The sequence below is a fragment of the Fundidesulfovibrio agrisoli genome, assembly GCF_022808715.1.
Lineage (GTDB): Bacteria > Desulfobacterota > Desulfovibrionia > Desulfovibrionales > Desulfovibrionaceae > Fundidesulfovibrio > Fundidesulfovibrio agrisoli.
In genome coordinates, this window is record NZ_JAKZKX010000007.1 from 117,183 (window position 1) to 138,374 (window position 21,192).

A 21,192-nucleotide genomic window follows, 5' to 3' on the forward strand; every position below is an offset into this window, starting at 1 on the left:
CTAGAACCGCTCCCCGGCGGCGAGGGAATCCAGTACGGCCAGGCGGGGCGAACCGGCGGAATCGTAGGGGTAGAAGGCCCGGGCGACTGCCTCGGGCGCGGGAAGCTGCGCGGCCTTGCCACTTTCGGTGAAGCTCAGGCCCGGACAGGCCCGCAACAGGCCCACGGCTCTGGACGGATTAGAACCGCGATGCGCCAGGGCAGCCAGCAGCAGGTGCCAGGCCCGGCCCAGGTGGCCCGCGTTCATGACGCTGGGGCAGGCCTCGGCCCCGGCCAGGCAGCGACGGGAGAACCCGGCGGGCAGCGGCCCGGACGACAGGTAGCGCAGCAGGGCGCGGCAGGGGTTGCCCGGCCCCGGGTAGGCCCGCACGGCGGCGGCCAGGGCCTGGCGGGCGTTGTCGGCCCGGCCCAGGTGCAGGAGCGCCAGGGCCGCCTCCAACCCGGCGGCCCAGCCCCAGGCCACGCGCAGGTTGTCGGTGAAGTGGGCGGCCAGGGCCGCAAGCAGGGCATCGGCCCCAAGCTCGGCCTGACCCGAACAGGCCAGGGCCGTGCCCAGAAGCAGGGGCACCCGCCCAAGCAGGGTGAGCCCGCTCCGCTCCGCCCGGCGCAGAGGGTCCAGGGCATCCTCAAAGCGGCCCACCAGGGCCAGGGCTTCGGCCTCCCAGAAATCCGCGAGGCCCGGCCCCAGTGCCTGCCTGTCGGCCCTGTCCCGGACCACATCCAGAAATCCCTCGCGTTGGCCCTCCAGGGCCGCCACGTTCCAGAGCAGGTTCAGGTCCGCGTGGCCCAGTGCGGCCCTGGGGAGCACGAAGGCCCGGCAGATGGCCCCGGCCATGGCCCAATCCTGGGCGCGCAGGCAGACGGTGGCGGCCCAGTGCGTCAGGCCGCCGCCACGGGTGCCGCTCCCGGCCAGCCAGGCCACGTCCAGCCCGGCCAGCACGGCCCGGGCCTCCCCGGTGCGCCCGGCGAAGGCCAGGGTCTCGGCCAGTGAGAGGGCCAGGGGCAGAGTTTTGGGGGATGTTTCCCGCAACGCGGTCCGGGCGCGATCGAGCATGACCTTGGCCCTGCCGGGGAGGGAGCAGGCCATGAGGCCGCAGGCCACCCGCGAGAGGGCGAAGGGGTCGAATTCCACGCCAGGCCCGGCAGCGGCCCAGAAATGGCGCCGCGCCCCGGCCCTGTCCCCCAGCTCCCAGGCCATCTCGCCGAGCAGCAGGCGTAGTTGGGGCGTGGCCGCGGAGAGGTCGCGGACCGAGAGCCCCTCCAGCAGGGCCGAGCCCTCGGCCATGAGCCCATGGGCCATGAGGTTCTGGCAGAGTTCCGCCAGGGGCGCGCCCAGGCCCGCCCGCCTCCAGTGGGCAGGGGCCATGCCCTCCAGGCAGGTTATGGCCGCGTCGGCTCGCCCCGCCTGGAAGCAGAGTTGGGCCAGCAGGGCGCGCAGGGTTGGGGAGATGTCCGCGCAGGGGACGCGCAACAAGGCTACCAGCCGGGACCTCAGCTGGCTGATGACGGCAGCCTGGGCGCGTGGGGTTCGCAGCAGTTCGTCGAACACTTCCCCGGCCTGGGCCGTCAACCCGGCGTCGAGCAGGCGCAGCCCAGCAAGCAGCCGGGCGTGGTCAGCCTGTTCGGCCCGCTGCGCCAGCGCGCCGTGCAGCCTGCGCAGGTGCGCTTCCCCACCGGCCCGGCCAGCCAGCACGGCGTGGGTTGCCAGGGCCAGGGCGCAATCCAGGCCCCTGGCCTCGCGGCTCGATGCGCGTGCCATAGCTGGGCTGGATTTTGTGCTGGCGTGCATGGTTTCCATAGTGCGGACCCACCGGGGTACGGACCACCGGCTGAAATTTCCGGGCGACAGAATCGGCGAGCAAGGAACATGCCGCGTTGCGCGGCAACCGATAACTCACCGAACAGTATTTGAGCGCAAAGGTCAAAACGAATCTGCCTGAAGCGCGCCTTTCTGGCACATTACTTGTCGTACAGCGCGACAATCGTTTATCTAGTGAACAATTTCAAGCTGACGCACCCACCCCCGAGCCATCCTGGGCCTGCCTGGCGCTAGCCTTCCAGATCCAGGGCGCAGCGCACCCGCCGCGCCTCCCGCCACTCAAGCACCAGAAGTTCGCAACGAGGGAGCGACCCGATCCGGGCCAGCCGGTCCACCGCGCCGGGCCGGGCCATGCGCAACGCCCGGCACAGCTCGTAAAGCGCCGGGAACGTCTGCCTGCCGGTGATGGCCGCCCCGGTGCGGCCGTCCACCATCACTTGCCGCAGGCGGTCGAAGTGCCAGCGCCCGTCCGAGGGCTCAAGCCAGCTGAGCATGTCGTGCGCGGGGCCGGGGGAATGCTCGGTCACGGCGTAGGCGAAACCCCGAAGGCCCTGAGGCATGCCGACGGCGGGCAACCGCCAGCCATCCGCTTCGCGATGGGGCTCCAAAGCTTCGCCGATTGGCCCGCCCTCCCCCACCGGGAGAAATGATGCGCGCGCCTCAGCCCCGCAAACGAAGCCGTGGGCAACCACCAGCAGGCCGCCGTTCACCACTCGCCAGAGAGAAAGGCGCGGACGCCCCTCCTGCCCCGTGGAGGATACGCCGGCCAGTGCCGCCCCGGGTGCGGGCGGAGCGGCCTCGGCCAACCAGGAGGGGGCCAGTTCGCCGGAGGCGATGAAAGCACCGCCCGGAGCGGGGACAGGCAGGCATGTGTAGGACGGCGCAGGGCCGTCCAGGCGCGTGGCGGAGGAGTCGAACAGGGCCAGGATACCCGCGTCCAGCACGTTTTCGTGGCTCTGGAACTGGCAGGGGTGGTCCCGGCAGGGGCGAACCGTGGCCAGAACGTCCTGCCTCCCGGCCTCCAGGAGCTTTCGCGCCGCCTCGTACAGCCCGTGCGGCACATGCGGGTAGCGGAAATCCGCCACCGCCGCGCCGTCCTCGAAGCGTTCTCCCCCGGCGCGCAGGGCGGCCAGGGCCGCGCCCCAACCGGGGGGGGCGTCGCCGTCGGAGCCCCTACCGGCATCCGTGTCCGCTCCAGCGATTTCAAGCACTTCGAGGCCGTGATCCCGGGCCAGATCGCCCACCCAGGAATCCGCGCAAGCCACAACGCCCGCGCCAAGCCCGGAGAACCAGCGGCCAAGGGCCTGCATCCCTGCCTCGCCGCGCCAGGATTCGGCCTCTGCCGCGCAGCTGAAGACGACCGGCGCTACCAGCAACATCCCAGGTACCCCGTGCGCGCGTCGAACAGGTTGGCGGCCAGGATGCGCCGGGCGCGCAGCAGGTCTTCCGCGTGGTCGATGTCCACCAGCCCGGCGGGGTCGGAAATCTCGCGGGTGAAGTGGCGGCTGGCCGGGACGAGGCTGGCCGCCGCGAACAGCCCGTAGGGCCGGAAGTACGGCCCCTGCTCCAGTTCCGGCGGGGCGTAGCGCGCGCCGTCCGGCTCGAAATAGGTTCGCGGGGCCATGCGCCGCACCGTGCCCACCGTGGCGAAACCCTCCAGGGCGCTGGCTGCCAGCTCCTCCATCATCTCCAGGTGCCGGAAGGGATGCGAAGGCGGCAGCAGGCAGTAGGCCCGGGGCCGGTAGCCCTGCCCGGCCAGGGCCTCCAGGGCGTGCTCCACGGCTTCGCCGAGCAGCGATTCGTCGCGCGCCAGTTCGGCCGGTCGCATGAAGGGCACCTCTGCCCCCCACTGTCTGGCGGCGCGGGCGATATCCTCGTCCTCGGTGGAGACCACCACCCGCTCGATGCCGGGCGTGGCCAGGGCGGCCGCGATGGAATGCGCCAGCAGCGGCTTGCCGCCCAGGTCCAGCAGGTTCTTGCGGGGCAGGCCCTTGGAGCCGCCGCGCGCTGGGACGATGGCCAGCAGGCCGGACCTCACGCCAGGCTCCCCTTCCAGAGGAAGCAGAACTTGCCGGAGAGGGCCAGGGGCAGGGTCAGTTCGTACTCGCCGGGGTGCTCCTCCAGGAATTCGTGGACCGCCGTCTTCACCCCGGAGGAGAAGAACCCGTAGTCGTCCACCATGAGCACGCCGCCCTCGGGAACGCGCCCGTGCAGGGCCCGCAGCACGAGCAGCGTGGGCTCGTGGAAGTCCATGTCCAGGTAGGCGAAGCAGACCCGTTCGGGCAAGGCCTCGGGGGTGAGCGTCTCCTCCAGGAAGCCGGGCACGATGCGCGTGCGCTGCGCCGGGAAGCCCAGGCGCTCGAGCCTGCCTTCGACCACCTCCCGCCCGCAGACCATGGTGCCGTGGTATTTCCCGATCTCGCCCAGGCCGAAGATGTCGTCGAGCAGCTCGTCCTTGCCGCCGGGCTTGGGCAGGCCCTGGAAGGAATCGTAGAGCCAGAGGGATTTGGCGGTGTCCATTATTTCGTTGGCCATGAAGGCGGAGGTGGCCCCCTGGCAGATGCCGAACTCGCAGACGTCGCCCGGCAGCGGCAGGCAGCGGCGCAGGGTGTCCAGCAGGTAGACGGCCTCGCCCAGGCTGGTGCCCAGCAGCTCGGCCATCAGGGGGGCACGGTTGCCGATCGCAGGCAGGGACGGGAAGACCGCGCGCCGGTACAGCGCGTAGAGCTCGGTGATGGCGTCGAGGTATTTCTGGCGTTCGTAGTCGTTCATGGATGTCGGACGTCTCCAGTGTGGGGGAACGTTACGGTCAGCTCGTGGCCGGCCAGGGAGAGCGAGGCCCCCTGTTCGAGCAGGGCCTGGGCCAGCCCGGGGGGCAGGCCCTCGCGGCCCGGGCGCAGCCGGGCCGATGCTCCGGGGGCCAGATTGGCGGCCAGCAGAGCGGCCAGTTCGCGGCCCTTGTGCGGGGGCAGGCCATCCTGCAGGGCCAGCAGCAGCCCCCCGGCCTCGCCTGTGCCCAGGTAATAGGCCCAGAGGGACTCGTCCATGGGGTCGAAATCGGCGCGGACCCACTCCGGGCCGGGCGCGGGCAGGTTCACGGCCAGCAGCGGCAAACGGTCCGGAGGCAGCAGGGCCAGCCGGGCCTTGGCCAGACCGGGGTCATGGGCCAGGGCCTCTTCGAAGAGTGACCGGGCGGCTGACCCGTCGCTGGACTGGAGGGCCTCGCCCAACTTGAAGCAGGCCCAGGCCCGCAGGCCGGGGGTCACGCCATTCCCGCCGGCGCGCACGCGCTCCAGAATCTCAAGCCCGATGGGAGCGCCCTGGCGCAGGGCCTCAAGCCCGGCCCAATAGAAGCCCTCGGCATCCCCGCCCGGCCCCCGCTGCAGAAGGGCGCGGGCCAGGATGCGGCCTGCCTCGGCCTCACCCATGAGGAAGGCGTGGCGGACGCTCGCGGCAAGCCCGGCCCTGAGGGCCTGGGCCAAGGCCCGGCCGTCCATGGCTCCGGCTTCCGGAGCTGACCCGGCCAGGAGTTGGCTCCGGTTCTTGGATTGGTCGCCTGTCAGGGCCACGGCGGCGTCGGCGAGCAGGCCCCTGGCGGCGAAATCATCGCCCGAGGGCCTGACGCGGCTGGCAGAGGCCGCCTTGCAGGCCGTTACCGCCCGCAGCAGGGCCTCGCCCGCTTCCCTGGCGCGCTCCCGAGCCAGGGCCAGGGCCTCGCGCTCACGGGCCGGGTCGTGGTCAGCCCCCGGCGTTGCCCAGGCCTCGCGCATGAGTTCGGAGAGGGCCTGGGCGTCGGTGGGCTCGAAAAAGCGGGCCGTGGTCGCGCCGTGCTCGCGGTGGGCCGCGATGTCCGAGAGCAGCAGGGGCTTGCCCAGGGCCTGGGCCTCGGCCACGGCCAGGCCGTAGCCCTCGAACAGCGAAGGCAGGACCACCGCTTCGGCCCCACGCATGAGCTGGAGGGCGTCGTCCGGGGGCAGAAGCCCCGTGACGAAGACCCGCCCTTCACGCTCCAGGGGGGCCATGCGCTCCCGCAGGAGCCGGGCGTGGGCCGGTGCGCGGCCGTCCAGCGGCGCCCCGGTCAGCACCAGGGCCATGTCCGGCTCGGGGCGGCGGGCCAGGGCCTCCAGGGCGGTGAGGTGGTTCTTGTGGCTCCACATCTGGGCGGGCAGCAGGAGGTAGCGCCGGGGAAGGCCCAGGCGCAGGGCCGCGCGCCAGGGGGCCTCGCACAGGGCCTGCACCTCCGGGCCGGGCCAGGGCGCGGGGGGCAGCACGTGAGCCTTGCGGACCTCCCCGGGCAGGAAGGCCGCGCAGTCGGCCAGGGCGTCGCGGCCGCTCACGGCCAGGCCGTCTGCCAACATGGCCGCGCGCTGGAAGGAGGCCCGCCTGGCGGCGGCCTCCTGTGGGGGAAAGTGCTCCGGCAGGCGGAAGTGCTGGAAGTCGTGCAGGAAGGCCAGCCAGGGCACGGGCAGCTCACCGTGCAGGAAGGGCCGCTCCGCCGCGAAAAGGGCGTCGTACCCGCCCCGCGCCAGGGCCGCGCGCACCTCTCCGGGCGTGGCGCAGGGGAGCAGCGGGGCGTCCAGGAAGGCCTCCAGCCGAGCCCGCTCCAGGGGGCCGGACCCGGGCAGGGCCAAGATGTGGGCCTGGGCTTTCGGGTCGGCCAGCTTCAGGGCCCGGACGAGGTTTCGGATGTGCACAAGCCCCGCGAACCATCCCTCCCCGCCCATGAGCAGGAAGGCCAGCCGCGCGGGGGCCGCGCTCGTTTCCGGGCAGAGGCCAGGCCCAGGAGCGGGGCCGGGGCCGGGCGTAAGGCCGGGTGATGGGCGGCCCGTGGCCAAAGGGGCCTCGGGCCTGCGCCAGCGGCCCTCGAAGGGGTCGCCCGCCCTCTCCCGTGCTGGTTTCGGCAGGGCCAGGTAACGCCGCCGGTCCTCCTGGGTGACGGGCTCGCCGTCCGTGTAGGCGCCGAAGCTGTAGGGGCGGGCCGCGAAGCGATAGCGCTCCCCGGCTTCGGCCAAGGCTTCACGGTAGCCCTCCAGCAGCTCCGCCAGCGGGGTGCCCGGCTGCACAGGGCTGCCCTTGGCGCTGTAGCGCGAGAGACGCTCCGGCCGGGCCGGGTCGTAGCCGCTAAAGTGGAAGAAGGTCAGGGACTCTCCGTCCGCCGTCCAACCGTCACCCGTGCGGGCCAGCTCCCGCTGGAACAGGTTCCAGTAGGCCGCGTTCAGGCCCGGCCCGCGCAGCACCTCCACCTTGTCCACGAAGGACGGGGCCTGGCTGGCCCAGAGCTGGTCCACGAAGTAGGCGTAGCCCGGCTCCTGCAGGCAGTGCTCGCGCAGCCGCCCGCTCCACCAGCGCAGGAAATCCAGCGTCTGCTGCGAACGGCGCAGGGCCATGAAGCCCAGGTTGAACTGGCCCGCGTGCAGGCAGTCGCGCACGGTGGGGAACACGCCGTCGCAGTCGCAGGGTTTGGCGATGTGCGGGGTGAGCAGCAAATCGGCGCGCTCCAGCGGGGAAAGCAGCGGCTCCAAGCCGGAATAGAAGCGGATGTCCGGGTCCAGGTAGACGGCCGCGTCGTAGCCCATGTCCAGCAGGCGCAGCATGGCCCAGGGTTTGAGCGCGGTGTTGAACTCCGTGACGTTGTACTGGAAGGCCATGCCGCGCGCGTCGGGAAGGCCCAGCTCGTCGATGGTCATCAGCCCGGCCCCGGCCGGCGGCGCGAAATCAGGCCCCAGGGCGGGGATGGAGGCCGGATCCTCCGCCAGCACGAGGTGCAGCCCCTCCGCAACACCGTTGGCCGCCCCGTTGACCGCCCCGTTGGCCGCCAGGGACTCCAGCAGCACGGCGGCCCGGGGCAGGTAGTTGGCGCAGCAGATGGTGAACAGGGCTGTCTTCAAGGGGTTCCTCGCGCTCGGGCGCGGCATTTTTTGCCGCCTGGCCCCGGATGGAGGCCGCAGCAATTACCGGGCCTGATCCCCGTTTTGCAGCTTCGCCGCCCACTCCCGCGCGGGCCGCTTCCAGGGCGACCCTTCGGGCTCCCGGGCGAAGCGGGCCAGGGCCTCGTCCACGCGGCCCAGGCAGGCCAGGGCCTGGCCCTGCTTGTGGCGCAGCCCGGGGTGGGCCGGGGCCAGGGCCTCCAGCCCGGCCAGGGCGGCCAGGGCCTCCTCGTTTCGGCCCGCATAGCGCAGGGCGTCGCTCAGGAACAGGCGCAAATCCATATTGCGCGGGGCCAGGGCCACGGCCCGGGCAAAGGCCCGCGCGGCCTCGTCCGGGCGGGCCATGGCGGCCAGGGAGGAGCCCAGGGTCTCCAGGGCCAGGGCGTCCAAATATTCAGGTATGCCGCCTTCCCCGCTCGGGGCCGATGCGAGCACGGCCTCCAGTTCGGCGCGGGCCTCGCCCTCGCGGCCCAGGCGGTGCAGCACCCAGGCCAGATCGAAGCGCAGCCCGCACAGGAAGCTGAACTCCGCAGCCGTGCGGGGATTGCGGCCCAACTCCTCCAGTGGCGGACCGGGCTGAAGCGGCTCCGAGGCCCAGGGCGGCAACTCAGGGAGCTGGCGGCCGGACAGCATGGAGTCCATGGCCGTGAACACCGCGCGGGTGCGGAAATATTGCGAGAAAGCCCGTGCCGCATTCCTGTCCGCCGCCAGATCGCGCCGGAACATGCGCGTAAGCTGCTCCCGGAAGTGGGCCTCGTCGCCGGGATGGTGCGCCAGCCCCAGGGCGTTGTCCTCGATGCGGCGGGCCATGAGGCCCTGCCCCGCCGCCAGGACGGGCTTGCCGCAGCGGTGGGCCAGCAGCTGGATGCCCGAGGAGCCGTAATGCCGCCGGTAGGGCAGCGCCGCGCAGGGCACGGCCCTGTGCGCCAGCACGCCGAGGAAGAGCCTGTCCCCCGGGAGGTAGCCCTCGTGGACGAAGGCCCGGCCCCTGGCAACAAGCCAGGCCAGCAGTTCGTCCTCTTCGCCGGCGGTCTCGGAGCGCACGGCCTCGCCAAGCACCACGCAGCGCATGTCCAGGGAGTCGGCCACGGCCTTGAAGATCCAGAGGCTGTTCTTGCGGGCGTCGCGCTTGCCGAGCACGGGCAACACCGGCCCGGGCGCGGCGTCCAGGAAGGCGCGCAGGCGCGCCGCTTCGTGGCCGGAAGGCTCCCCCGATCCCATCAGTTCGCGGCACGGATCGGGCAGGAAGCGCACGCCGCGTTCCGAATGAGCATGCGCTTGATACTCGTCCAGGGTGAACACCCCGGATACGAGGCCCCCCTCCAGCACGGCGTCCAGGCGCAGGCCGTAGGGCTCGCGCTGCCCGGTATGGGCCTCGCGCCCGGCGAAGGTGGCCACGGCGTAGGTGTTCGCAAGCTGGGCCGCGCCCGGGGCGAACATGTCGCCCTTGGTGAAGAGCCACTGGTCAGCGCCCAGGTGCACGGTGAGCGCCGCGCCGGTGCGCTCTTGCAGGGCGCGCACGCCGTCCATGGAGCAATCGACGCCCTCATCCACGACGAATTCCACGCGCCCGTCCGCCGCGCAGGCGCGCCCGAACGCGGTGGCGGAGAAGTCCGCCCCGGCGTGGACCACCCGGAAGCCGCGCGAAAGTCCCCAGCGCGTGAAGCTGCTGGCGTAGGCCGCGCCGTGGCCGCGCCCCATGGGGTTGACCAGCAGCAGCGTGGCGGGCTTATCGCCCTCGCGGCGGGTGTCCGATTGCGATATCATTGAGGAAGGAGTACCCTAGCCATCTTGACCGCGCAACGGGGCCGCGCGACGGGGGCCGCCCGTGGCATGCATGATGCTTGCCCCCGTGCAGGGACTATTCTGCCGCCCCGGCAGGCCGCGCACACCGCCACCAGAGAGCCTTTCGCATGATTGCCATCCGCGACATGATGATCATCCAGATCGACATCACCAACGCCTGCATGAACAGTTGCTCCAACTGCACGCGGCTCATCGGCCACCATCGCAAGCCTTTCTTCATGAATTTCGAGATGTTCACGCGCGCCGTGGACTCCCTGGCCGACTTCCCGGGCATGGTGGGCATGATCGGCGGCGAACCCCTGCTGCACCCCGAGTTCCCGCGCATGGCCCGTTACCTCCAGGAGCGCATCGAGGACCCCAGGCGGCGCGGCCTGTGGTCCACCGTGCCGGAGGGCACCAAGCACGGCGCGCTCATCAAGGAAGTCTTCGGCAATCTGTACCTCAACGACCACACCGTGGACAAAATCATGCACCAGCCCGTGCTGGTGGCCGCCAGCGAGGCCGTGCCCGACCCGGCGCGCATGTGGAGCCTCATCGACGAGTGCTGGGTGCAGAAATGCTGGTCGGCCTCCATCACGCCCAAGGGGGCCTTTTTCTGCGAGGTGGCCGCGGCCTTCGACATGCTCTTCGACGGCCCGGGCGGCTGGCCCGTGGAGCCCGGCTGGTGGCAGCGCGAACCCCACCAGTTCGGCGAGCAGAAGGAGCGCTGGTGCCCGCGCTGCGGATGCGCCGTGCCCCTGCCCCGCCGGGCCAGCACCGAACAGGTGGACGACGTGAGCCCGGCCAACCTGGCCGAGCTCGAGCGCATGGCCTCCCCCAAGGTGCGCAAAGGGCGCGTGGCCCTGTACCGGGGCGAACAGGCGGCGGATTGGAACCCGCACCACAACTGGTACATGTCCGAGGTGGAGGGCGAGGCCCAGTACCGCAGCCGCATCGCCAAGCGCCTGGACGCCGCCGAATGAGCGCCGGATTTTCCAAAACCACGCGGCGCGTGCGCACCCGCAGGGGCGTCGTCTGGCTGGGCCAGACCTGCAACCTGCGCTGCCGCTTCTGCTATTTCCAGACGCGCGTGGCCACGCGGGAGCACCCCGACCACCCCTTCATGAGCCTGGACAAGGCCCGCGCGGTCTGCTCCACCCTGCGCGGCCGCTACGGCAACACCGCCGTGGACATCCAGGGCGGTGAGCCCACCATCTACCCGCAGATCGAGGCCCTGGTGGCCCACTGCCGGGAAATCGGCCTACTGCCCACGCTCATCACCAACGCCGTGGCCCTGGACGACCCGCAGCGCTGCCGCCGCCTCAAGCAGGCGGGCCTGCGCGACCTGCTGGTCTCCGTGCATGGGCTGGGCGCGGCCTACGACGAGGCCGTGGGCCTGCCCGGGGCGCACGCCCGGCAGATGAAGGCCCTGGACAACCTGGCCGCCGAGGCCATCCCCTTCCGGCTCAACTGCGTGCTGGCGTCCTCGGTGCTGCCGGACCTGGCGGCAATCGCCCGCTTGGCCGTGGAGCGGGGAGCGAGGGTGATGAACTTCATCGCCTTCAACCCCTTCGAGGATCAGCAAGGCGCCCGCTCCGGGCAGGACGTGCACCGCTACTCCGAGGTGGCCGGGCCGCTGGCCGACGCCCTGGACCACCTGGAGGCAAACGGGCTGGAGGCCAACGTGCGCTACCTGCCCTTGTGCGTCGCCCAGCCCCGCCATCGCAAAAACTTCTACAATTTCCAGCAGCTGCCCTACGACCTGCACGAGTGGGACTACGCCTCCTGGTCCTGGTCGGGGCGCAACCCGCAGCGCCGCCGGGACGGGGAGCTGGAGCCGCCCATCACCCTGCGGGAGGCCAACCGCCGTTCTAAAATGTTCGGGCATGACGGCTACCTGGAGGACGCCTCCGTAAGCGTGGAGGACGAATACCGCCACAGCGCGCTCATCCGCGCCAGGGAGCACTGCGGTTACAGGTTCGCCCCGGCCTGCGCGGCCTGCGCCTTGAAGGACATCTGCGACGGCTTCCACGGGGACTACTCCAGCCTGTACGGGGCGGACGAGGCCAGCGCCCAGGACCTGCCGGGTATTTCCTGTCCGGTGGGCGACCCGCGCCATTTGATCCGGGAGCAAGTGAAAATCGTCGAGGACGAGGACGCGTCATGGGCGCTCTAGCGGCAGCCGCCCCCGCCTCTCCGGCTCAGGCCTGCCCGGCCTGCGCCTGCCCCGTCTGCGGTGGCCCTGCCCGCCCCGCCCCGGCCAACCGGCACGGCCGCGTGGTCGCCGGATGCGCGGCCTGCGGGCACCATTTCGTGGCCAATCCCTGGAGCGAGGCGGAAATCCGTTCCTTCTACCAGGGTATGGAATATTTCCGCAAAAACTGCGCCCACCAGGGCATCGCCTCCATCGAAGACGACGCGGCTTGGCAGGGCTGGACCGCCCACCGCCTGGGCCAGATTGAGCGTCTGCTGCTGCCCCGCCTGGGGCCGGGGCCGCTGCGCATCCTGGAGGTTGGCTGCCTGGAGGGCCGCGTGCTGAGGGGCCTGGCCCGGATGGGGCACAGCGTTTCCGGCTGCGACGTCAACGCCGAGGTGGCCGCCCTGGGCGCGCGCCTCTTCGGGTTGGACATACGGCCGGGCTCCCCCGAGGAGTGCGGGTTCGAGCCCGCGAGCTTCGACGCGGTGATCTCCTTCCATACCCTGGAGCACCTGCGCGACCCCTTCGCGGCGCTTGAGGCCCAGCGGGAGCTTGTGCACCCCGGCGGCGCGGTCTTCCTGGAGGTGCCGCTGAACGAGGCCGACCACGACAACCGCGACCACCTGCACTTCTTCAGCGAGGCATCCCTGGAGCAGGCCCTGCGCAGGCTTTTCCCGCGCTTCGAGACCGAAGCCAACGTCTTCGCCGACGCCTCGGGCCGTGCCATCGGGTCCGCGCTGGCGCTGGCCTTCAAGGATGCGCCATGACCGCCTGCCCGTCGCCCTTCGCCCAGATCCCCGCTCTGGAGGACTCCCGCCTCGTGAGCGCCGGGATCGCGCCGCCCAAGGTCACCGTGCTGGTGACGAGCTACAACTACGCACCCTACGTGCTGGAGTGCCTGCGCTCCGTGGCCCGGCAGACCTACCCCGAGTGGGAGTGCCTGGTGGTGGACGATTGCTCCACGGACGGCTCGGCGGCGATCATCGAGGCATTCGCGGCCTCGGATGAGGCGCGCAGCAGGTTCCGGCTGGTGCGCCGAGCCGTGAACGGCGGGCAGATGGAGGCCTTCAAGGACGGCCTGGCTCTGGCCACAGGCGCCTTCGTGGTGCTGCTGGACGCGGACGACGTGCTCCTGGAGGATTTTCTGAAGGCCCACGTGCGCGCCCACCTGGGGCGCAGGCCCGTGGCCTTCACCAGCTCCAACCAGTACCAGATCGACGCGGCCGGGCGCGTGCTCAGCGCCGAGCACCTGGACCACCAGTCCAAAGGCCACTACCGGCTGGTGGCGCGCACCACGTTCCAGCGGGGTTTCTGGGTCTGGGCCACGGCCAGCTCCATGATGTACCGGGCCGACGTGCTGCGCCTGATCCTGGAGCGCCAGCCCCGTACCTTCCGCATCTGCGCGGACTACTACGTGGCCCACTTCGCCAACCTGATCGGCTGCTCGCTGCTCATCCCGGCCATCCACGGCTGCTACCGCCGCCACGGGGAGAACAACTTCGGCTCCAACCCGGTGCTGGGCGCGCTCAACTCCGTGGGCTGCATGAGCAAGCACCCGCCCCACCCGGAGTTCCGCAGGGCCATCGTCGAGCACGCGCTGGCCAACGGCGCGCGCTTCCTGCCCATCCTGGGCGGGCCGGGGCTTCGGGTGCTCATCTGGAAGGTGGCGACGGTGAGGGAGTTCGGCGAGGTGCTGCGCAAGCGGCCGGACCTGTTCCCCGGCCCGGCCTGGAGGGCCTGGGCGGGCTACCTGCGTTTCAGAATTTCGCGCTGGCGGCGCGACAGGACGCCCTGGCCCGACAAGCTGGAGGTCATCGCGCCGGAAGAGGCGGAGCCTGGGCGGCCAGCCCCCTGACGAAGGCGCGCATGTCCGCCCGCTGGGCCAGCTTCACGGCGAAGGCCGGGGCGTAGTCCAGGCGGGCGCGCAGAAGCGGCCCGGAGAGCGCCGCCTCGGCGAAGGGCCGCAGCTCGGCGTCGCCGTAGCGCTCCAGGTAGCCCGGGTCCAGCCCGTCGCAGCCCGGGCGTGCCGCGCATTCGGCGCACGGCCCGGCGAAGAGCTTGAAGCGCTTGCCGCGCTGCCCCGTGAGGCGCACGCCGTTCGGCAGGGCCTCGTCCAGCGGGGAGTAGGCGTGCTCCGGGCGCACGCCGTCCGGCGGAAGTTCGATGGCCCGGGCGCAGTAGGCGGGCTCGCGCTCGATGTTGCAGGCCCGGTTGCGCCACTCGCTGGGGTCGAAGGGCAGGCCCAGCACGCCCACCACGTGGCGCTCAAGCCCGGGGAAGGCGCAGAGCGGGGCGAAGCGGATGTTCACCGCAACGCCCGCCTCCGTGAGGATCTCCACGGCTTCGGCCAGCTTCGGGGCGATGTCATGGTAGGGGGCCTGCACCCCGACGGCTTGGCCGGACGCGGACCACTCGTGGTAGGCGTTGAACAGGATGAAATTGTGCGCCCAGACCCCGCGCGAGGCCGCCAGCCGGGCGATGTCGGGCAGCAGCGGCGCGCTGCCGCTGAAGACCACGGTGTTGGCCCCGTACTGCACGCCCCTGCGGTCCAGCTCGCGCATGGCCCGGAGCTGGCGCTTGAGGCTGCCGCCGGTGAAATCCTTGAAGGTGTCCTCCTCGGCGGCGTGGAGCGAGAACAGGAAGTCCGTGAGTTCGGCCGCCAGCAGGTCGTCCAGCAGGTACTTGCCGCAGGCCGCGCCGGGTCGCGCCAGCAACTGGCCCAGGGTAATGACCCGCCCGGCCAGCCCCAGTTCGGCGCACCCGTGGCGGATGATGGCGGTCAGATCGGAGTGCAGGGTGGGTTCGCCGCCGGTAACGTCGAAACGCAGGAAGCCCTGCTCCTTGAAGAGCGTGAGGATTTCGCGGCAGTCCTCGCCCGAGCGTAGCGGCGCGCCGCGCAAAGGAGCGAACTGCTCCACAGCGCCCCCGTGGAAGCTGTAGTAGCAGAAGCGGCAGGAGTGCACGCAGCGCAGCCCCAGATCGAGCACGCCGGAAAGCGCGGGCTGGCCCGGAGTGTGGAGCATGTGCTGCGGCGCGGCGCTTCGGGCGGGCTGAACTTGGGTACGATGGACATCCTCCGGCGCCTCGCTTTGGGCGGGCTGCCCTGGCGTAGCCGGGGAATGCCGCTGCGAGGGGCTCACTTCGCGCCCGCCATGTGCTCGCGGGCCTCAAGCACCAGCCGTTTGGATTCGCCGATCAGGCGGCTCCAGTTGGAGGGCGCGTGGATATCCACCTGGCGGGCGGCATGGTCGCGCACGGCCATGAGCGCCTTGGGCACGTGGACGAATGTGGCTCCGCCCAGGGCGAAACGCTGGAAGAGGTCGTGGTCGTGGGCCAGCAGGGCCTCGTCGTAGAAGCCGAAGCGCTCGTGCAGCTCCCGGCGGTAGAGCTTGCAGTTGCCGCAGAGGTACCAGTCCGCGAAGCTGCGCTGGAAGCTGTAGTCCGGCAGGTCGAAGCGGCGCGTGACCCGGAAGGCGTCGTCCACGATGAGCATGTCGGCGTAGGCGAAGTCAGCAGGTGTTGTTTCCAGAGCGCGGGCCAGTTCGGCGAACATGCTGGGCATGCACCAGTCGTCCGCCGGGACGTAGCTCACGGCCTGGCCCGTGGCGGCTGCCATGCCGGTGTTCAGGGCGGCGGCCAGGCCCCGGTTTCCCCCGTGTTCGATCACCCGCAGGCTGCGCCCGGCAGCGGGGTAGCGCGGGTGATGCGCGCGCTCCAGGGTATCGGTTTCGGTGGTGTAACGGCTGGCGTAGGAGGCCGCGTCCTGTTCCAGGGCGCGGTGGTAGTCCGCGAGCACTTGGGGGGTGTCGTCGGTGGAGCCGTCCTCCACCACGATGATTTCAAGGTCCGGGTGGTCCTGGAACCAGAGGGAGTCCAGGCAGGCGGCAAGGTAGCGCCCCTGGTTGTAGGCGGGGACGACCACGGATATCCTCAAGGCGGCGCCTGGTTCTGCGGGCTTCATGCGCCGCAGTGTTAAGCAAGGCCCGCCGTGGCGGCAAGGAGTTTCAGGGATGAGCGGAACGTGGCCCCAATCGCGACCTCAATCGCGGCCCGGAGTGGGCGTCGTGGGCGCGGGCCAGTGGGGCCGCAACCTGGTGCGCGTGTTCCACGGGCTGGGCGCGCTGCGGGCGGTCTGCTCCAGGGAGGCGGCGCACCTGGAGCGCGCGCGGGAGGCCTGCCCCGGCGTTTTTCTCTGCGCCACGTTGGACGAGTTGCTGGCCCGCCCGGACGTTGAGGCCGTGGCCGTGGCCACCCCCTCCGAGACGCACTACGCCCTGGCCCGGCAGGCCCTGCTGGCGGGCAAGCACGCCCTGGTGGAGAAGCCCCTGACCCTGCGCGAGGACGAGGCCCGCGAGCTTGTGGCCCTGGCCCGCGAGCGCGGCCTGACCCTCATGGTGGGGCACCTGCTGCACTACCACCCGGCCTTCGAGCGCCTGAAGGCCCTCTGCGCCGCCGGGGAGCTGGGGCGCATCGACTACATCTACTCCCACCGCCTGAACCTGGGCCGCATCCGGCGGGAGGAGAACATCCTCTGGTCCTTCGCGCCGCACGACATCTCCATGATCCTGGCCTTGGCCGGGGCCATGCCGCAGTCCCTGCTGGCCACGGGCGGCAGCTGGCTGCAGTCCGCCATCGCCGACGTCACCGTGACGCAGATGGACTTCGCCTCCGGGCTCAAGGGGCACATCTTCGTCTCCTGGCTGCACCCCTACAAGGAGCAGCGCCTCGTGGCCGTGGGCCAGGGCGGCATGGCCGTGTTCGACGACGGCCAGCCCTGGGAGGACAAGCTCCTGCTCTACCCCCACGAGATCCGCTGGGACGGCGGCGCGCCCGTACCGGTGAAGGCCGAGGCCATCCGAGTGGATGTTGCCCCGGGAGAGCCCCTGCAGCGCGAGTGCGAACACTTTCTGGAGTGCGTGGCCACCGGCGCGAGGCCGCGCACCGACGGCGAGGAGGGCCTGCGCGTGCTCACGGTGCTGGGCGCGTGCCAGCGCTCGCTCAACGCCGCCGGAGTGCGAGAAGTCGTGGCAGAGGCGTTGTGATGGAACCCGCCGTACTGCGGCGCAGGCCAAGGGCGCAGGGGCATCACCTCCACGGGGCCGCCAAGGAGAAGCGATGATCGAGTTCAGCGGACTCAAGGCCCAGCGGGAGCGTATCCGCCCCCGGCTGGAGGCCGCCATCAGCGCCGTGCTCGACCACGGGAAGTTCATCATGGGCCCCGAGGTGCGCGAACTGGAGGAGCGCCTGGCCGCGTTCGCTGGCGTGAAGCACTGCCTGGGCTGCTCCTCGGGCACGGACGCCCTGCTCCTGGCCCTGATGGCCCTTGGCGTCGGCCCTGGCGACGCGGTCATCACCACGCCCTTCACCTTCGTGGCCAGCGCGGAGGCCATCGCCCTGGCGGGGGCCACCCCGGTGTTCGCCGACGTGGACCCAGCCACCCGCAACCTGGACCCGGCCCGCCTGCGCGAGGCCCTGGACGGACTGGGGCGCGATCCGCGCGGACTCAGGCCCAGGGCCGCCATCGCCGTGGACCTCTTCGGCCTGCCCTGCGACTACCCTGCGCTGTCGGCAGTTCTGGAGGGAAGCGGCGTGCACCTGATCGAGGACGCGGCCCAGAGCTTCGGGGCGAGCCTCGGCGGCGTGCGCGCCGGGGCCTTCGGGCATGTCGCGGCCACCAGCTTCTTCCCGGCCAAGCCCCTGGGCTGCTTCGGCGACGGCGGGGCCGTGTTCACCGCCGACCCGGCCCTGGCCGAATCGGTGGAGTCGCTTCGCGTGCACGGCAAGGGCGGCCACAAGTACGACAACGCCCGCATAGGGCTCAACGCCCGGCTGGACACGCTCCAGGCCGCCATACTGCTGGTGAAGCTGGACATCTTCGAGGAGGAGCTGGCCCTGCGCGAGGCCGTGGCCGCGCGCTACGCCCGCAACCTGGGGGACGTGGCCGGGCTCGGGCTGCCGCCAGAGGTCCCCGGTGCGCGCAGCGCCTGGGCGCAGTACACCGTGGAGTTGCCGCAGACGCACGACCGGGACAGTGTGGCCCAGACCCTCCAGGCCAGGGGCGTGCCCACGGCGGTCTACTACCCGCGCCCCCTGCACCTGCAGCCCGCGTTCGCAAACCTGGGATACAAGCCGGGGGACTTCCCCGTGGCGGAAGGATTGTGCGAGCGGGTGCTCAGTCTGCCCATGCACCCGTATTTGCGGGATGACGAGGTGGATTTCGTCAGCGAAGTTCTTCGAGAGGCCCTGGAGGCCTAGCCGGAGCGGCCGCCCAACTCCTTGAGCCGCTTCCACGTCGCGCGCAGGCCGTCCTCCAGCCTGGTTTCCGGCATGGGCAGCCCGGCGGCCCTGGCGCGGCCCATGTCCGCCTGCGAATCATGCAGGTCCCCAGGACGTTCGGGCAAGTGCCTGATTACGAGTTCCCGCCCGGCAACAGCCGCAACCATCCCGGCCAACTCCGCCACGGACGTGGCCCTGCCCGTGCCGTAATTGAACACCCCGCGCAGGGGTTCATTCCCCCATACGCCCGAGGCGTGCAGCAGGGCGCGCACCACGTCGTCCACGTGCACGAAGTCGCGGGTCTGGCCGCCGTCGCCGTGCACGGCGAACGGCTCCCCGCGCAGGGCCGCATCCAGGAAGCGGCGCACCACGCCGTCATACGGGCCGGGGTTCCCTTCCATCGGGCCGTAGACGTTGAACAGCCGCAGCGCGCAGCCGTAGCCCGAGGCCTCGATGGCCCGCGTGGCCAGAAACTTGGAACGCCCGTAGGGCGTCTGCGGTTCCCCGGCCATGCCCTCGCGGGCGGGGCCGGCCAGGGGCAGGCCGTATTCCGCCGCCGAGCCCGCGAACACGAACGCGCCGACGCCCAGCCGCCGCGCCTCGCCGTGCAAGGCCAGCGCGGCCGCGCGGTTCACGGCGTCGGTGCGCTCCGGGTTCTCCAGGGACCACGGCGCGCTGACCACGGCGGCCATGTGCAGCACCGCGCCGAAGGGGCCGATCATGCCGTTGAGCGCGGCCAGCAGGCCGGGCTCGCACACGTCGCGCTCAAGGAAGGTGAAGTTGGGGTCGCCCGCGAGGGGCTCGATGTTCTCGCGCAGGCCGGAGAAGAAGTCGTCCACCCCGGCCACGCGGCACCCGGATTCCAGCATGGCCCGGCACAGCCTGGAGCCGATGCTCCCGGCCGCTCCGGTGACGAGGACGCTGCGGCCTGAGCCGGGCTGGCGGTTCATGGCCGGTCGAATAGCCCAAGCCGCCGGGATTGCCTAGCCCCGCTCGGGCTGTCCCTAGCTGCCTGTCGCAAAAGCCGATTCTTGCAGCCTGTTCAAAAAGCCCGCTGGCAAGGCCGATGCGTATTCGGCATACGTGAGGGTTCGGCTTCTTCGAGGCAACGCGGCCAGCGGGAATTTTTCAACTGGCCGCTAGGAGAAATAGGCCCGCAGCAGGGCCATGAACCTGGGCCTGCGCAGGTAGGGCCTGAGCCAGGCGGCGCTGATGGCCACGGAGCCCTCGATCCATTGCGGGCCTTTGCGGCTCTTGCGGCCGAGCCCGTGGCCGTGCATCCAGGCGCGCAGGGCGTCGCGCCCCGTAATGCGCCGCATGGGGCCGGACTTGCCCTCCCGCAGGCCGGGCAGCGCGGCCACGGCCCGGGCCGTCGGGGTGTCAGGCTCTGAGAGAAATGCGGCCAGGCTCTGGCGCGCCGTCTCCATCAGGGCCTGGAACCCGGCCTCGCTCCAGCCGCCGTCCGCGAAGGCCCGGGCGAAGGCCAGCGCGCCCTCCTGAATCTCGCTGATGACCTCCTGCCCCTGGGGCGGCTCCGCCAGCAGGGGCGCGGCCTTGCCCCCGGTGAGGCTGTACCCGAGCACCCTGCCGTGGCTGGCCGGGGTGAAGGCCCGCTCCATGAGCGCCTGGTTGCGGAAGAGCATGGACTCAAGCCCCCCGGGCGCGGCCTGCCCCGCGTGCTCGATGAACAGCGCCCGGTGCGCCCCGGCCTCCACGCGCCCCAGCCTGCGCCCGGCCAGGCCGAAATACCAGCCCGCCACGTCCACGCCGCGTTCGGCCAGCACCGCCTTGAGCGCGCGCTGGGTGTAGAGCGTCCACCCCATGTCCGCCACGGCCAGGGTGGCCCCCTCCAGCGCGCCCTGCCCCTCGAGGTAGGCCAGCAGCACGGCGTGGGCCGCCTCGGCCTTGCGCCGCAGCAGCTCCCGCGCGCCGGGCGTGTCCAGCAGCCGCCAGAGCGCGTCGATGCCCTCGTCGTCCAGGGGCGCGTCGGAGAGCAGGCCCGGCATGCTCAGGCCCGAAGCCTGCAGCAGCTCCTCGGGCGTGAGCGAGAGCCTGGCCAGCAGGTCCGCCGGACGCCGGGACTGCCCCTCGGCGGCCAGCCAGCCCAGGTCCGACCGGCCGATGGCCGCCAGCAGCGGGGCCGTCCAGGCCGCAAGGGAGCCCATCAGGTAGCGCGGCTCCGGCCCGCCGGTGACGGGATGCAGGGCCTTGGCGATGCGCCAAAGCGCCTCGCCCTCGCGGGCCAGGAAATACAGCCGGTCCGCGCCGCGCCGGGCCGCGTCGTCCATGGCCCAGGCCACAAAGGCCGTGAGCGCCGGGCCCACGACACCGCAGGCGAAGGCGCGCAGCGAGGCCAAACCCTTGGCGGGCTCGTCGCGCAGGCGGGCCAGGCGGCAGGCCGCCACCACGCGGGAGGCCTCGGGCGCGCAGTCGCGCTGCAGGCTCAGCAGGCGCTGCTCGTGCGGGGTGAGCCGCCCCGAAACGAACGGCTCCACCGCGATGCCCAGGGAGCGGGGGACGCTGGCGTCGGCCGCCTTGTCCGCGCCCACGTGCAGCAGATCCTGCGCGGCGATGCCCAGCGCGCCCAGGGCGTGGCTGAAGAGCGTTCCCTTGGCCTTGGTCTTGCCCAGGTCTCCCGCTGCGTAGACCTCCCCCGCGAACCCGTGGGACTCCAGCAGGCGGCGCAGCGCGGCGCCGGGCAACAGGCTGTCCGTGACGTAGACCACCCGCTCCCCCCGCCGGACGTGGGCCCGCACCCGCTCCAGCACGGGCGGCACCGGCCGCACCGAGGCCAGGGCCAGCTCCAGCTCGGAGGAGTAGAGGGCCTCGGGGTCCAACTCCCAGGGGTTGGCTTGGGGGAAGCGCTCGTAGACCATTCCCAGCCCTGCGGCCTCCAGGCCGGGGCCTTGGCGGGCCTCCTGCTCGGCGGCCAGGCGCAGCCGCACGAACTCGTGCATGTCCTCCCGGGTGCGGCTGCCGGGCAGCACCCGCGCGGCCAGGGCGTAGAGCAGGTCCGTGGGCCGGGCGTGGATGCGCGCCAGGCAGGTGTCGAAGATGGCGAAGGAATAGACGGACAAGCGTGAGGCTCCCTGAGTGGCTGGTGATGAAACGAGGTCGCTCCGGGACGCGGCGATCCGCCGCACTCGCCCGTAACAACTCAGATCGTCAAGAAAATTTACGCTTCGGGGA

Annotated in this window: 16 protein-coding genes; 6 read left to right on the forward strand and 10 right to left on the reverse strand. The window is 71.6% G+C overall.

The genetic code is table 11. The annotated features are described in order from the left end of the window. The 6 genes from MLE27_RS07365 to MLE27_RS07390 form a co-directional block, all read right to left on the reverse strand. Complete coding sequence (locus MLE27_RS07365; protein WP_243311418.1) at positions 1–1,758, reverse strand: hypothetical protein; 1,758 nt, start codon at positions 1,756–1,758, stop codon at positions 1–3. 290 nt (positions 1,759–2,048) lie between these two features. Then, a complete protein-coding gene (locus MLE27_RS07370) occupies positions 2,049–3,197 on the reverse strand; it encodes a hypothetical protein (RefSeq protein WP_243311419.1) in 1,149 nt (382 codons plus the stop codon). Beyond that, the gene (locus tag MLE27_RS07375) at positions 3,185–3,856 is read right to left on the reverse strand and encodes an acylneuraminate cytidylyltransferase family protein (protein ID WP_243311420.1); all 672 of its coding nucleotides are present in this window, start codon (positions 3,854–3,856) and stop codon (positions 3,185–3,187) included. Before MLE27_RS07375 ends, MLE27_RS07370 begins: the two co-directional genes overlap by 13 nt. Next, entirely contained in the window at positions 3,853–4,590 is a 738-nt protein-coding gene (locus MLE27_RS07380; RefSeq protein WP_243311421.1) for a TylF/MycF family methyltransferase, read from the reverse strand. Before MLE27_RS07380 ends, MLE27_RS07375 begins: the two co-directional genes overlap by 4 nt. Beyond that, the gene (locus tag MLE27_RS07385) at positions 4,587–7,706 is read right to left on the reverse strand and encodes a glycosyltransferase (protein ID WP_243311422.1); all 3,120 of its coding nucleotides are present in this window, start codon (positions 7,704–7,706) and stop codon (positions 4,587–4,589) included. Before MLE27_RS07385 ends, MLE27_RS07380 begins: the two co-directional genes overlap by 4 nt. Before the next feature lie 63 nt (positions 7,707–7,769). Continuing rightward, complete coding sequence (locus MLE27_RS07390) at positions 7,770–9,512, reverse strand: glycosyltransferase family protein (RefSeq protein WP_243311423.1); 1,743 nt, start codon at positions 9,510–9,512, stop codon at positions 7,770–7,772. 146 nt (positions 9,513–9,658) lie between these two features. Between MLE27_RS07390 and MLE27_RS07395 the strand changes: the two genes are divergently transcribed. The 4 genes from MLE27_RS07395 to MLE27_RS07410 are packed head-to-tail and all read left to right on the forward strand — an operon-like array spanning position 9,659 to position 13,582. Next, positions 9,659–10,513: a radical SAM protein gene (locus MLE27_RS07395; RefSeq protein WP_243311424.1), complete on the forward strand. Its 855-nt coding sequence runs from the start codon at positions 9,659–9,661 to the stop codon at positions 10,511–10,513. Further along, positions 10,510–11,706, forward strand: coding sequence for a radical SAM protein (locus tag MLE27_RS07400; protein ID WP_243311425.1), 1,197 nt, complete (start codon positions 10,510–10,512; stop codon positions 11,704–11,706). The genes MLE27_RS07395 and MLE27_RS07400 overlap by 4 nt, the downstream gene beginning before the upstream one ends. Then, positions 11,694–12,494, forward strand: coding sequence for a class I SAM-dependent methyltransferase (locus MLE27_RS07405; RefSeq protein WP_243311426.1), 801 nt, complete (start codon positions 11,694–11,696; stop codon positions 12,492–12,494). The genes MLE27_RS07400 and MLE27_RS07405 overlap by 13 nt, the downstream gene beginning before the upstream one ends. After that, positions 12,491–13,582, forward strand: a complete 1,092-nt coding sequence (locus MLE27_RS07410; protein ID WP_243311427.1) for a glycosyltransferase — start codon at positions 12,491–12,493, stop codon at positions 13,580–13,582. The genes MLE27_RS07405 and MLE27_RS07410 overlap by 4 nt, the downstream gene beginning before the upstream one ends. Here the strand turns inward: MLE27_RS07410 and MLE27_RS07415 are convergent. Both MLE27_RS07415 and MLE27_RS07420 read right to left on the reverse strand, forming a co-directional pair. Continuing rightward, positions 13,539–14,750, reverse strand: a complete 1,212-nt coding sequence (locus MLE27_RS07415) for a radical SAM protein (protein WP_243311428.1) — start codon at positions 14,748–14,750, stop codon at positions 13,539–13,541. The genes MLE27_RS07410 and MLE27_RS07415 overlap by 44 nt on opposite strands. Positions 14,751–14,863: 113 nt before the next feature. Further along, positions 14,864–15,661 carry a glycosyltransferase family 2 protein gene (locus MLE27_RS07420; protein WP_243311429.1) on the reverse strand — a complete coding sequence of 266 codons (798 nt, stop codon included), beginning with the start codon at positions 15,659–15,661 and terminating at the stop codon, positions 14,864–14,866. 76 nt (positions 15,662–15,737) lie between these two features. On the opposite strand from MLE27_RS07420, the gene MLE27_RS07425 reads away from it, so the two are divergent. Then, positions 15,738–16,769: a Gfo/Idh/MocA family protein gene (locus MLE27_RS07425; protein ID WP_243311430.1), complete on the forward strand. Its 1,032-nt coding sequence runs from the start codon at positions 15,738–15,740 to the stop codon at positions 16,767–16,769. Between the two features lie 73 nt (positions 16,770–16,842). Continuing rightward, entirely contained in the window at positions 16,843–17,982 is a 1,140-nt protein-coding gene (locus MLE27_RS07430) for a DegT/DnrJ/EryC1/StrS family aminotransferase (protein ID WP_243311431.1), read from the forward strand. On the opposite strand, the gene MLE27_RS07435 is transcribed toward MLE27_RS07430, so the two are convergent. Both MLE27_RS07435 and MLE27_RS07440 read right to left on the reverse strand, forming a co-directional pair. Then, complete coding sequence (locus tag MLE27_RS07435) at positions 17,979–18,953, reverse strand: NAD-dependent epimerase/dehydratase family protein (RefSeq protein WP_243311432.1); 975 nt, start codon at positions 18,951–18,953, stop codon at positions 17,979–17,981. The genes MLE27_RS07430 and MLE27_RS07435 overlap by 4 nt on opposite strands. A 189-nt stretch (positions 18,954–19,142) precedes the next feature. Then, positions 19,143–21,080: a hypothetical protein gene (locus tag MLE27_RS07440; protein WP_243311433.1), complete on the reverse strand. Its 1,938-nt coding sequence runs from the start codon at positions 21,078–21,080 to the stop codon at positions 19,143–19,145. Positions 21,081–21,192 lie beyond the last annotated feature (112 nt).

Bases quoted from the DNA above. Each gene is read 5' to 3' on its own strand.
- MLE27_RS07400 (WP_243311425.1), top strand. From the start codon at position 10,510: ATGAGCGCCGGATTTTCCAAAACCACGCGGCGCGTGCGCACCCGCAGG.
- MLE27_RS07415 (WP_243311428.1), bottom strand. From the start codon at position 14,750: ATGCTCCACACTCCGGGCCAGCCCGCGCTTTCCGGCGTGCTCGATCTG.
- MLE27_RS07390 (WP_243311423.1), bottom strand. From the start codon at position 9,512: ATGATATCGCAATCGGACACCCGCCGCGAGGGCGATAAGCCCGCCACG.
- MLE27_RS07435 (WP_243311432.1), bottom strand. From the start codon at position 18,953: ATGAACCGCCAGCCCGGCTCAGGCCGCAGCGTCCTCGTCACCGGAGCG.
- MLE27_RS07430 (WP_243311431.1), top strand. From the start codon at position 16,843: ATGATCGAGTTCAGCGGACTCAAGGCCCAGCGGGAGCGTATCCGCCCC.
- MLE27_RS07410 (WP_243311427.1), top strand. From the start codon at position 12,491: ATGACCGCCTGCCCGTCGCCCTTCGCCCAGATCCCCGCTCTGGAGGAC.
- MLE27_RS07365 (WP_243311418.1), bottom strand. From the start codon at position 1,758: ATGGCACGCGCATCGAGCCGCGAGGCCAGGGGCCTGGATTGCGCCCTG.
- MLE27_RS07370 (WP_243311419.1), bottom strand. From the start codon at position 3,197: ATGTTGCTGGTAGCGCCGGTCGTCTTCAGCTGCGCGGCAGAGGCCGAA.
- MLE27_RS07380 (WP_243311421.1), bottom strand. From the start codon at position 4,590: ATGAACGACTACGAACGCCAGAAATACCTCGACGCCATCACCGAGCTC.
- MLE27_RS07425 (WP_243311430.1), top strand. From the start codon at position 15,738: ATGAGCGGAACGTGGCCCCAATCGCGACCTCAATCGCGGCCCGGAGTG.
- MLE27_RS07405 (WP_243311426.1), top strand. From the start codon at position 11,694: ATGGGCGCTCTAGCGGCAGCCGCCCCCGCCTCTCCGGCTCAGGCCTGC.
- MLE27_RS07395 (WP_243311424.1), top strand. From the start codon at position 9,659: ATGATTGCCATCCGCGACATGATGATCATCCAGATCGACATCACCAAC.